The sequence below is a fragment of the Nocardia sp. NPDC050718 genome, from assembly GCF_040654235.1.
Lineage (GTDB): Bacteria > Actinomycetota > Actinomycetes > Mycobacteriales > Mycobacteriaceae > Nocardia.
In genome coordinates this window covers 1-11,642 of sequence record NZ_JBFAHQ010000001.1, presented here as the reverse complement: position 1 = coordinate 11,642, position 11,642 = coordinate 1, and the positions used below count along the sequence as shown (strand labels likewise).

Genomic DNA, 11,642 nt, shown 5'->3' with positions numbered 1-11,642 from the left:
GGGGCCTCCTGCGTGATCAGCCGCTGACGACGGGTTCCGGAACGGCCGCGATCAGCGAGCGGGTGTACTCGTGCCGAGGATCGGCGAAGATCTGTTCGGCCGGGCCCGATTCGACGATCTTGCCGCGCAGCATGACGGCGATGTCGTGGGCCAGATTGCGCACCACCGAGAGGTCGTGCGAGACGAACAGATACGACAGCCCGCGCTCGGCTTGCAGGTCACGCAGCAGATTCAGCACACCGGCCTGGATCGAGACGTCCAGCGAGGAGACGGGTTCGTCCAGGACGAGCAGCTGCGGGTCCAGCGCCAGGGCGCGCGCGATGCTGATGCGCTGCTTCTGGCCGCCGGAGAAGTCGGCCGGGTAGCGGTCGGCGTGTTCGGGCCGCAGCCCGACCTGGCGCAGCAGCTCGGGCACCCTGCGGTTGACCTCCTCGCGCGAGCGGCCGTCGATGCGCAGCGGCTCGGCCAGCGCGTCGAAGATCGGCAGGCGCGGGTCGAGCGAGGCGCTCGGGTCCTGGAAGACGATCTGCATCTTGCGGCGGATCTCGCGGGTGCGGGCCTTGGTGAGGGTCGCGACGTCGTTGCCGAGCACCTCGATGCTGCCCGACTGCGGCCGCACCAGGTCCATGATCTGCGACAGCGTTGTCGACTTGCCCGAGCCCGATTCGCCGACCAGGGCCAGGGTCCGGCCCGCGCGCACGGCGAAGCTGATGCCGTCGACCGCGCGGACCTCGCCGGTCTTGCGGCGCAGGATCACCCCGGAGGTGAGCGGGAAGGTCTTCACCAGGTCGGTGACCCGCAGGACGACATCGGACTCCACCGCCTCCGGCTGCGCCGGGGTGGCGATCTCCTTGCGGTAGGCGTCGAACAGCTGCGCCGAGCCCACCTCGGCGGTGCGGATACAGGCGACCGAGTGCCGGGGCGCGACCTTCTCCAGCGGCGGCTCGGCGGCGGTGCAGTCGTCGATCGAGACCGGGCAGCGCGGCGCGAACGAGCAGCCGCGCGGCAGGTCGTGCATGGCGGGCGGCGCGCCGACGATCGGGATCAGCGGGCGGCGCGGCGGGCCGTCCATGCGCGGGATGGAACCGAGCAGGCCCACCGTGTACGGCATCCGGGGCGCGGTGAAGAGCTCGGCGACCGGGGCGGTCTCGACGACCTTGCCCGCGTACATGACCGCGACCCGGTCGGCGATCGTGGCCGCGATGCCCATGTCGTGGGTGATCATGATGACGCCCGCGCCGGTGATGTCGCGCGCCTTGCGCAGCAGGTCGAGGATCTGCCGCTGCACGGTCACGTCGAGCGCGGTGGTCGGCTCGTCGCAGATGATCAGCGCCGGATCGTTGGCGATGGCCATGGCGATCACCACGCGCTGGCGCATGCCGCCGGAGAACTCGTGCGGGAAGGCCCGCGCCCGCGCCCGCGCGTCGGGGATACCGACGAGCTCGAGCAGTTCGATCGCGCGTTCGGCCGCTTCCTTGCGGTGCATCGTGCCGTGCGCAAGCAGCGCCTCGGCCACCTGATCTCCCACCCGGTACACCGGGGTGAGCGCCGAGAGCGGGTCCTGGAAGACCATGCTGATCGAGGAGCCGCGCAGTTTCGACATCTGCTTGTCGCCGAGGCCGAGCAGCTCGCGCCCGCGCAGCCGGATCGAACCCTGCACGCGCGCCTGCTCGGGCAGCAGGCCGATCACGGCCAGCGAGGACACCGACTTGCCGGACCCGGACTCGCCGACGATGGCCAGCACCTCGCCGTCGGCCACGGTGTAGTTCACCCCGCGCACCGCGTCGACGCGGCCTTCCTCACCGGGGAAGGAGACCCGCAGATCGGTGACTTCGAGCAGCGGCGCGGTGGACGTGTTCGAGGTCATCGCTTCTCGGCTTTCTTCAACTCCACCTGCGCTTCGTCCTTCTTCTCCGCGACCTCCTTGCGCGCCTTGCGGGCGCCGCGAGCGCCCGGGTCGAAGGCGTCGCGCAGGCCGTCGCCGACGAGGTTGGCGCACAGCACGATCGTGATCAGCAGGCCGCCGGAGAACAGGAACAGCCACGGATAGGTCAGTGCCGACTTGGTGCCCGTCGCGATCAGCGAACCCAGCGACACATCGGGCGGCTGCACACCGAAACCGAGGAAGCTGAGCCCGGTCTCGGCGCTGATCGCCGCGCCGACGGCCAGCGTGGTGTCGATGATCAGGATCGAGGCGATGTTCGGGATGATGTGGCTGATGATCACCTTGTGCGTCGGCGCGCCCATATAGCGTGCGGCGCGCACGAATTCGCGTTCGCGCAGGCTCATCGTCAGGCCGCGGATGATGCGCGCCGCGATCATCCAGCCGAACACGCTGAGCAGGACGATCAGGATGACGATCGAGCCGGACCCCTTGGTGCGCGGGGCGAAGATCGCGATGATGATGAACGCGGGGACCACCAGCAGCAGGTCGACCAGCCACATGATGGCCCGGTCGGGCCAGCCGCCGAGCAGCCCGGCCACCGCGCCGGCGGTGGAGGCGATGATGCTGGAGAAGATCGCCACGCAGAAGCCGATCACCAGCGACTTCTGCAGCCCGCGCATGGTCTGGGCGAGCACGTCCTGGCCGATCTGGGTGGTGCCGAACGGATGCTCGGCGCTCGGCGGCTTCAGCAGGGCCTTGTAGTCGAGCTGCTGGTAATCCCACGGCAGCAGCGGCGGCAGCGCGAAACTGAGGATGAACAGCAGGATCAGGATCACCGCGCCGACCACGGCGGGCTTGTTGCGCAGGAAGCGGCGCCAGACCAGCTTGCGGCGGCCCGCCGCGGCGGCCTCGGGCGCGCCGACGGCGATGAGTTCGGTTTCGGTCATGACACACGCACCCTCGGGTCGAGCAGCGCCAGCACGATATCGGAGAGCAGACCCGACACCAGCACGACCAGACCGGCGAAGGTCGCGATCGTGACGACGATGTAGAGGTCCTGGGCATTGATGCCGTCGACGAACCATTCACCGACGCCGTGCCAGCCGAAGATCTTCTCCACGAAGGTGGCGCCGGTGATCAGGCCGCCGAGGCTGTAGGCGAACAGGGTGGCCATCGGGATCAGCGCGGTCCGCAGGCCGTGTTTGTAGAGCGCGCGGTTGCGCGAGAGGCCCTTGGCGCGGGCGGTGCGGATGAAGTCGCTCTGCAACACGTCGAGCATGGCATTGCGCTGGTAGCGGCTGTATCCGGCGGCGGCGCCGAGCACCAGCACCAGGGTCGGCAGGACCATATGCTGTGCGCGGTCGACGAACTGGTTCCACAGGCCGACGACCTGGGTGGCCGAGGTCTCGCCGGTGTAGAGGAAGATCTGCGTCCCGGTGGCCGTATTGATCTGTAGCGCAGCGTATTTCAGCAGCGTGGCCAGCAGGAACACCGGCGTCGAGATGATCAGCAGCGAGACCACCGTCGCGAAGTAGTCGCTGAATTTGTACTGCCGGATCGCGCTCGCCGCGCCGATCAGCACACCGAGCACGGTGCCGATCACCGAACCGAGGATCAGCAGCCGCAGGCTCACCGCCACCCGCCTGCCCAGCTCCTCGCTCACCGGCTGCCCGGCCAGCGTCGTCCCGAAATCCCCTTGCACGACGCCGCCGAGCCAGCTGAGATAGCGCTGGGGGATCGGCTCGTCGAGGTGCAGTTGCTCGGCCTTGGCATCGATCACGGACTGTGGCGGGCGCGGATTGCGCTGCTCGAGGCTCTCGAGCGGGTTGAACGTGAGGGATGCGAGGCTGAACGTCAGGAACGAGGCCAGCAACAGGAGCACGATGTAGTTGAGCGTGCGCCGCAACAAGAAGCCGGTCATCAGTCCCCTCTGGATCGGGTAATCAGGCCCTGATCATAAGGACAGTCCGCCGTCCCCGCGTGGCGACGTGCGGCAGGATGGAATGGATGACGCCCCTGCACCCGAAACCGAAGCTGGTGGCCACCGACGTCGACGGCACGCTGATCGACGACGCCGACAAGGTCTCGGCCCGCACCAAGGCCGCCGTCGCCGCGCTCGTCGACGACGGTGTCACCTTCGTGCTCGCCACCGGCAGGCCGCCGCGCTGGATCGACCCGGTGGTCAGCGAGCTGGGGTACGCCCCGCTCGCGGTGTGCGGGAACGGCGCGGTCATCTACGACAGCGCGACCGACCGGATCCTGTCCAGCCACACCCTCGACGTGGACACCCTCGCCTGGCTGGCCGAGCTCGCCGAGCACGCGCTGCCCGGCTGTGGGCTGGCGACCGAGCGGGTCGGCGCCAGCGCGCACGACGCGGCCACCCCGCAGTTCGTCAGCTCGCCGACCTACGAGCACGCCTGGCTCAACCCCGACGACACCGTGGTCTCGCATGCCGAGGTCATCGACTCGCCCGCGATCAAGATGCTGATCCGGCTCAGCTCGGCCCGCAGTTCCGACATGCGCGCCGCGCTCGCCCCGCTGGTCGGGGACCGCGCCGAGATCACCTACTCCACCGAGAGCGGGCTGATCGAGATCGCGGTGCCTCGGGTGACCAAGGCGTCGGGGCTGGTCGAGGTGGCGCGGCGGTTCGGGATCGACGAGGGGTCGATCGTGGCCTTCGGTGACATGCCCAACGACGTGCCGATGCTGACGATGGCCGGGCACGGCGTCGCCATGGGCAACGCGCATCCCGAGGCTCGCGCGGCGGCCGACGAGGTCACCGGCAGCAATGTCGACCACGGGGTGGCCATGGTGCTCGAACGCTGGTGGAACTGACCCGCGACATAAACAGCCGGTGCCCTCACGAGGAGGCGCACCGGCTGTTCTTCGCCGTGACCGGGGGCTAGCCGGCCGGGGCGGGTTCGGTGGCGACCGGCGGCTGCGCCGGTGCCGGTTCCACGGGGACGGACTGCGGTTCGGCCGGGACCTGCGGGGCGACCGGCTCGGTCGGTGCCGGAGCGGCGGGCGCCGCGGGGACCGTCGAGGTGGGGGCGGTGGTGGCGGGCGCCTGCTCCGGCTTGGTGCCGTTCATGCCCTCCATCTCGGCCTTGTAGGTCTCGTTGTAGGTCTTCCAGAACGTGGTGACGATGCCGGTCAGCTCGTTGAGCACCAGCGAGCCGTTCTGGAAGTCCGTGCGCAGACCGTCCGGCACCAGGTAGGCGCTGCCGGTCGGCAGACCGAGCACGCCCGAGTCGCCGCCGAGGCTGAGGTAGCGGTCCAGGATCGCCCCGACCACCTCGAAGACCGCGCCGTTCTCCCCGGAGAAGATGTAGCCGTTGGCGAACTTCGCGTACTGGCGGCCCTGCGCGCCGGACAGCAGATCCGACTTCGGTGCGCCGAGCGGACCGTCGACGCCGCCGCGGCTCACCCAGTGCCTGGCGATCTCGTTCGAGCCGGACAGGCCGAGCAGCTTGTCGACCAGCGCGCCCAGTTCGGCCATGTTGCCCTGCTGCGGTTCCTGCTCCTGCTGTTGCGGCGCGCGGGCCTGCTGGCTCGGCGGCCGTTCCGGCGTCGCGGGGGAGGAGTAGGTGCTGTTGCCCGCGGCGATCCCGCGGATGCGGTCCATCAGGGCGTAGGCCGCGTCGCCGGGGCAGTCGGTGTTGCCGACGTCGCGGTGCGCGAACACCGTCGGCAGGTCGACCGCCTCGTCCTGGGCGTACGGGGTGAACTCGGTGCCCTCGGAGTACATGGTGGTGTGGCCCTTGGGGTTGATCCCCGCGAGCTTGGCCCGCCAGCCGACGAACTTGCCGATCGCGTTGATCGACTCGGTGCTCGGCGTCTCGGTCTCGTAGTTGCCCATCAGCGCCACCCCGACGGTGTTCTCGTTGAACCCGCCCGCGTGCGCGCCCTGCACCGCCCGGTCGAGGCCGCCGTAGCGGCCCTCGAAGATCTGGCCGTACTGGTCGACCAGGGCGTTGTAGCCGATGTCGCACCAGCCGAGGGTCTCGGCGTGGTAGGCGTAGATCGCGCGGACGATGCCCGCCGACTCGGCCCGGCTGTAGTCGTTGCGACCGGCCGTGTGGTGCACGGTGATGCCGCCGACGCCGTCGTCGTAGGTGGGTTCCTGGCAGCGGATCGACTCGTCGGCACCCCACTGCGCGCGGGTGATGACCTTCGGGCCACCGCCCGGCAGCGCGGCGGCGACGTCGGTGAGTCCGGCGTCGATGGCGGCGCGGCCCGGGTTGATCAGGATCGCCTTGAGCGCGGCCTCGGTGAGATGGGCCGGATCGCTGTGGTCGGGGCCTGCGACCGGCTTGCGGGTCACCAGCATCTGCACCGCGGTGGTCTCGCCGACGTAGATCGGCTCGGTGCCGGTCGGCGCGTCGGCGGGGGTCTGGTCGGTGGCCCTGGTGTCGACCGGATCGGCGTCGTACCAGGGGCCCCAGTTGCCGTCGAGCTGCCGGGCCCGCAGCTTGGTCGTGGTGTTCACCAGGTCGCGCGCGGTGACCGCGACCATGCTGAACGGGGTGTCCTGGGTGAGTTCCTTGACCTGCGCGCCGACCTGGTCGATCAGGTCGGGCCCGACCGCGCCGGGCGACAGGGCCGGGGTCTCGGGGGTGGTGCCGGGTTCCAGGTTGGCCGGATCGGCGATGAACTTCATCCCGCTCGGGCGGTGCTGGACGACCGGCGCGCCCGCCGGGGGCGTGGTCGCCGGTGCGGCAGGTGCCGGAGCCGCCGGTGCGGGGGCTGCGGGCGCCGGAGCCGCCGGTGCGGGGGCTGCGGGCGCCGGAGCCGCCGGTGCGGGGGCTGCGGGCGCCGGAGCCGCCGGTGCCGGGGCTGCGGGCGCCGGGGCTGCGGGCGCCGGGGCTGCGGGCGCGATCGGTGCCGGGGCGGCCGTTGTCGTCGTCGGCGCGGCGGGCGGCGCGGTCGGGACCGACGTGCTCGGAACCGGCGGACGCGCGGCGGGCGCGTTGCCCTGCTGGGCGGGCGCGGGCGTCGTGGTGGTCGGCTGCGCCTTCGTCGGGATCGCCGGGAGCGGGATCTCGGTGGGCAGCGCCACGCCCGGCGGGACGGGCAATCCCGGCGGCACCGGGATCGAGGTCGGCAGCGGCAGCATCTGCAGATCCGACAGGTGCAGATCGGGCAGGTCGAGACCGGTCAGCTCGCGCAGCGGGACCGTGATGTCGGGGACGGTGGTCAGCGCGACTTCGGCCAGCTGGGTCGGCACCGCCGCGAGCTGGGAGTCGTTGGTGCTGCGGTAGTCGGTCGAATCGCTCAGCGCGAACGCGCCGACGGGTGCGGCGACGGCGAGCGTGGTGACCACCGGGAGCACGTAGGAACGTTTCGGCTTTCGATATCGCACGTGCCTTCTCCAATCAGGGTCGAGCTCGTAGACCTTGGTGGCATCGGGGCCATCACCGGCAAGTGATGCTTGCTTCCTCGTGCCTCACACACCACACTAGTTAACATACGTCACACATCTAAACCTCAACTTGAGGATTATGTGATTGCTCGAATGTAGCCTTCGGAACCCGCTCGGCCACGACGACATGCCGACGCGAGCTCCGCCGGTCGAACCGCGACACCGTGGGAGCGCAGTATGAGAGCGGACACCAAGATCAACCGCAGTACCCGCAGGGGCACCCGGCGCCGCGCCGTGCCGATGATCAAGACCGCGCCGCTGCCGGTTCTGGTCGGTGGCACCGCACTGGCGCTGACCGGCGCGTTCGGGCTGTGGCAGATCCTGCCCGGCCAGGTCGCCCCGACCGTCGGCGCCGGCCACGGACGCGGAATGAGTCAGGTGGGCGCGTTCGACAGCGCCAGGGAGGGCCGGTCCGCCGAGGAGATCCTCGGCCACTACTACCCGGGCGCCGACCTCGGTCAGGTCGGGCCGCTCACCATCGGGGTCCGGCTGCAAGCCCAGGACGACGCCACCCTCGACACCTTCGCCGCCGCGGGCGCGCAGGTCGCGGGCCGGATGATCGGGCCGGGCGAAGCCGCCCACCTCACCCCGCTGCCCGACGGTGGCGCGAATGTCGTGGTGACCACGGGCTGCGACGGCGAAGTGCTGTGGCAGGCCGCCACCGACGATCCGTTCGTCTATCCGCTCGATCCGGGACCCGGCAGGCCCACCGCCGAACACCTGACGCTGTGCGGCGGTACCGGCTATCGCGGCGCGCTCGGTGTCGCGCTGGAAGGCGGCGCGTACCGGACCGTCAACCAGGTCGATCTCGACGACTATCTCGCCGGCGTGCTGCCCGCCGAGATGCAGGCGAACTGGGCTGATCAGGGCGCGTTCGAGGCACTGCGCGCGCAGGCCATCGCGGCCCGCTCCTACGCGCTCGCCGAGAACCGCTACGACTACGCGCAGACCTGCGACACCACCGACTGCCAGGTGTATCCGGGGACGGTGAAGGAGGACGCGCGCACCACCGAGGCCGTCGCGGCGACCGCGGGCACCGTGCTGCTGCGCGACGGGCTGATCCTGCGCTCGGAGTACTCGGCCGCGCCCGACGGTGGCCGCCCGGCCGACATCGAGACCTTCGCCGTCGGCCCCGCGCCCGGTGATCTCGTCGAAACCGCACCGGCCCCCACCGCTCCCACCGCGCCGACCAGGCCCGATCCGACCATCGAAGCGCTGGCGGGCGAGACCGCGATCGACACCGAGTACCGGCGGATCGGCGGTCCGGAGAGCACCATCGGCGCGCCGATCGGACCGGAGATGATGCTGCCGCAGCGGGCGGGCACGTACCGGCTGTACACGAACGGTGTCATCGTGGCGACCAAGACGCTCGGTGCCCAGGTGGTCGACTTCTCGACGCTGCTGCAACTGGTGCCGGAGGTGGGCGATCAGCTGCCGCCGTCGGCCTCGGGGCAGCCGAAGGTGACGACGCCGGAGGGCACCGCGCCCACGGGTGTCGCGCCGGGGACGCAGGCGCAGCCCGGCGCGCCGGCTCAGGCCGCCGCGGGTGGAGCGCCGGTCGTCGGTGCGTCACCGGGGCAGGTGCACGGTCCGGCGAATCCCGCCGTCCCCACGCATCCGGTCGCGGCGCCGCACGGTCCGGTGAATCCGGCTGCCACGCCACTCGGTCCGATGAATCCTGTTGCCGCACCGCGTGGTTCGGTGAATCCCGCTACCGTTCAGCAAGCTCCCGCTGCCGGGTCGCAGAACCCGGCCGTCGTGCCTCACGACCCGGCTGCCGCGCCGGGAATCCACGACGGCGAGTAGCGCCCGGGGTCAGTCGAGGGTGGTGTCGTCCAGGCCGACGGCCAGGGTTCGCAGGAGTCCGGCGAGCTGTTCGCGGTCTGCGGCGCCGAGCGCAGCGAGCAGGCGCTGCTCGTTGTCCATGTGCAGCGGCAGCAGGCGGTCGACCAGCTCCCTGCCCTCGTCGGTGAGCTGGACGAAGACCGAGCGGCGGTCGTCGGCCGATGGCACCCGGCGGACCAGGTTCTTGGCGGCCAGCCGGTCGATGCGATTGGTGATCGCGCCGGAGGTGACCATCGCGGCGCGGTTCAGCGAGCCCGCGGTCAGCCCGGTGTCGCCGCCGGAGCGGCGCAGCGTCGCGAGGACGTCGAACTCCCAGAATTCCAGGCCGTGACCGGCGAAGAAGCGCTTGAGGTCCTGTTCGAGGACGCGCGAGAGCCGGGTGATCCGGCCGACGATCGCCATCGGTGACACATCGACATCGGGCCGCTGGATCTCCCAGTGCTCGGTGATCAGATCGACGGCGTCCCGCATGCGCATCCCTCTCTATTGAAAATCTTAACGTTCATCTACTTGACGATGAGGCATCCCGCCGGGTAGATATTTCAATGTTGAGATTATCAATCAGGAGCGAACATGACGACGGCAACTCGCCCGACCGGCTACGCGGGCACCCTCGCACTCACCGCACTGACCCCGATCGTCTGGGGTTCCACCTATGCCGTCACCACCGAATTCCTGCCGCCGGACCGGCCGCTGTTCACCGCGCTGATGCGCGCGCTGCCCGCCGGTCTCGCGCTGCTGGCGCTGACCAGGGTGCTGCCGCACGGCATCTGGCTCGGCCGCGCCGCCGTCCTCGGCATCCTCAATATCGGCGCGTTCTTCCCGCTGCTGTTCCTGGCGGCCTACCGGCTGCCGGGCGGGGTCGCCGGGGTGCTCGGTGCGGTAGCGCCGATGATCGCGCTGGGCTTCGCCGCGGTCCTGCTGTCCGAGGCGCCGACCCGGCGCAAGGTGCTCGCGGGCCTGATCGGCGTCTTCGGGGTGGCCCTGGTGGTACTGCGCGGCAATGCCGAGCTGGACACGATCGGTGTCGTCGCCGGCCTGGCCGGCGCGGCGTCGATGTCGGCGGGCACCGTGCTGACCAAGAAGTGGGGACGTCCCGATGGCGTCGGTCCGCTGGCGATGACCGGCTGGCAGCTGACCGCGGGCGGCCTGTTCATCCTGCCGCTCGCCGTCCTGATCGAGGGCGCGCCGCCCGCCATGGACGCGCAGGCCATCGGTGGCTACCTGTACCTCGGCGTCATCGGCACCGCGCTGGCCTACTGGCTGTGGTTCCGCGGGATCTCGCGGGTGCCCGCGACGTCGGTGGCCTTCCTCGGCCTGCTGAGCCCGATGTCGGCCGCGGTCATCGGCTGGATCGCGCTCGGTCAGGCGCTCACTCCGCTGCAGGTCCTCGGCCTGGCCATCGCGCTGGGCGGCACCGTGCTCGGCCAGATTCCGCCGAAGGCCGCGCCGGAAGCCGCGTCGACGGTGGGCGCCGCGCGGACCGGAGTCATCACGAAGGTCGCGGTTCTGCCCGCGCCGGAGACGGTTTCGGCCGCGCGCTGAGACAAGCGAGCCGTCAGCCGCGCATCGCCTGCATCAACTGGTCCTCGGTGAGGGCCGGAACCGGCAGGGGGTGCGCGGCTTTCGCGCGCAGGCCGTCCAGGATCAGCGCGAGGTTGCGGCGCCACAGCTCGGGGGCGACGGTCGCGGTCGCGGCGACCACGCTCGTGTGCGACCAGGTGATGAAGGCGATGTCCTCGAGCGTCCAGTCCGGCCGCAGCGCGCCTGCGGCCTGGGCGCGCTCGATGATCCGGCGCATCAGGCCGTGCCCGTGCTCGCGCGCGCGGGCCAGCGCCGCGCTCGGCGGGTTGCGCAGGGCGAGTTCGCCGAGGATGCGGTCGCTCGCCTGGAGCTCGCAGATCCGCTCGACCAGGACCGTGAACGACTCCCACGGATCGGTGAGTTCGAGCGCCTGCTCGGCGATCCTGGTGCCCGCCTCGACGCGGTCGGCCACGGCGGCGGCGATCAGGTCGTCGCGGGTGGGGAAGCGGTTGTAGAGGGTGCCGATGGCGACGCCGGCGCGGGCGGCGATGTCCTTGAGCGGGGCGTCGAGGCCGCGTTCCTCGAAGAGTTCGCGGGCCGCGGTGACCAGCGCGTCGCGGTTGCGCTTGGCGTCGCTGCGCAACGGCTTGTCCTCGGGCATTCGCCGATCCTACAAATCAGCGCTGCCAATTATCTTGAGCCTAGGTTCAACTTGGTGTTATCTTGCGATAACTTGAACCAACACTCAACTTAGTGAGGTAGTCGGATGAGCGCGCTCGCGATCTTCGGATACGGACCCGGCCTCGGCGCCGGGACGGCACGGGAGTTCGGCCGCAACGGTTTTCGGGTCGCGGTGATCGGCCGCGACCCGGCCGCGGGCGCCGCACGCCGCGCGGCCCGCGGCGGCCCCCGGCGGGGCGGCGCGCCGCTCGCCGCGGGCAAAAACCCATTAGCCCGCGCGGTCCA

Annotated in this window: 9 protein-coding genes and 1 pseudogene; 4 read left to right on the top strand and 6 right to left on the bottom strand. The window is 70.8% G+C overall.

Translation table 11 applies throughout. The features are described 5' to 3' along the window. Positions 1–16: 16 nt before the first annotated feature. From AB0H54_RS00050 to AB0H54_RS00040, 3 genes are read right to left on the bottom strand one after another with little or no spacing between them, the layout of a single operon-like run. Positions 17–1,867, bottom strand: coding sequence for an ABC transporter ATP-binding protein (locus AB0H54_RS00050; protein WP_357341726.1), 1,851 nt, complete (start codon positions 1,865–1,867; stop codon positions 17–19). Beyond that, positions 1,864–2,832, bottom strand: coding sequence for an ABC transporter permease subunit (locus tag AB0H54_RS00045; RefSeq protein WP_357341724.1), 969 nt, complete (start codon positions 2,830–2,832; stop codon positions 1,864–1,866). The genes AB0H54_RS00050 and AB0H54_RS00045 overlap by 4 nt, the downstream gene beginning before the upstream one ends. Then, positions 2,829–3,806: an ABC transporter permease gene (locus AB0H54_RS00040; RefSeq protein ID WP_357341722.1), complete on the bottom strand. Its 978-nt coding sequence runs from the start codon at positions 3,804–3,806 to the stop codon at positions 2,829–2,831. Before AB0H54_RS00040 ends, AB0H54_RS00045 begins: the two co-directional genes overlap by 4 nt. A 77-nt stretch (positions 3,807–3,883) precedes the next feature. Between AB0H54_RS00040 and AB0H54_RS00035 the strand changes: the two genes are divergently transcribed. Then, a complete protein-coding gene (locus AB0H54_RS00035; RefSeq protein WP_355283597.1) occupies positions 3,884–4,720 on the top strand; it encodes an HAD family hydrolase in 837 nt (278 codons plus the stop codon). Between the two features lie 67 nt (positions 4,721–4,787). Here AB0H54_RS00035 and AB0H54_RS00030 read toward each other — a convergent pair whose 3' ends face one another. Further along, entirely contained in the window at positions 4,788–7,247 is a 2,460-nt protein-coding gene (locus AB0H54_RS00030) for an N-acetylmuramoyl-L-alanine amidase (RefSeq protein ID WP_357341719.1), read from the bottom strand. 237 nt (positions 7,248–7,484) lie between these two features. Between AB0H54_RS00030 and AB0H54_RS00025 the strand changes: the two genes are divergently transcribed. Continuing rightward, a complete protein-coding gene (locus AB0H54_RS00025) occupies positions 7,485–9,113 on the top strand; it encodes a SpoIID/LytB domain-containing protein (protein WP_357341717.1) in 1,629 nt (542 codons plus the stop codon). A gap of 9 nt (positions 9,114–9,122) precedes the next feature. On the opposite strand, the gene AB0H54_RS00020 is transcribed toward AB0H54_RS00025, so the two are convergent. Next, the gene (locus AB0H54_RS00020) at positions 9,123–9,623 is read right to left on the bottom strand and encodes a MarR family transcriptional regulator (RefSeq protein ID WP_357341715.1); all 501 of its coding nucleotides are present in this window, start codon (positions 9,621–9,623) and stop codon (positions 9,123–9,125) included. Positions 9,624–9,725: 102 nt separating this feature from the next. Here AB0H54_RS00020 and AB0H54_RS00015 point away from each other — a divergent pair, with 102 nt between their 5' ends. Next, the gene (locus AB0H54_RS00015; RefSeq protein WP_357341713.1) at positions 9,726–10,697 is read left to right on the top strand and encodes an EamA family transporter; all 972 of its coding nucleotides are present in this window, start codon (positions 9,726–9,728) and stop codon (positions 10,695–10,697) included. A 13-nt stretch (positions 10,698–10,710) separates the two neighbouring features. On the opposite strand, the gene AB0H54_RS00010 is transcribed toward AB0H54_RS00015, so the two are convergent. After that, complete coding sequence (locus AB0H54_RS00010; protein WP_357341711.1) at positions 10,711–11,337, bottom strand: helix-turn-helix domain-containing protein; 627 nt, start codon at positions 11,335–11,337, stop codon at positions 10,711–10,713. 105 nt (positions 11,338–11,442) lie between these two features. Between AB0H54_RS00010 and AB0H54_RS00005 the strand changes: the two are divergent. Next, positions 11,443–11,642, top strand: a pseudogene (locus AB0H54_RS00005) (dehydrogenase); the annotation flags it as partial.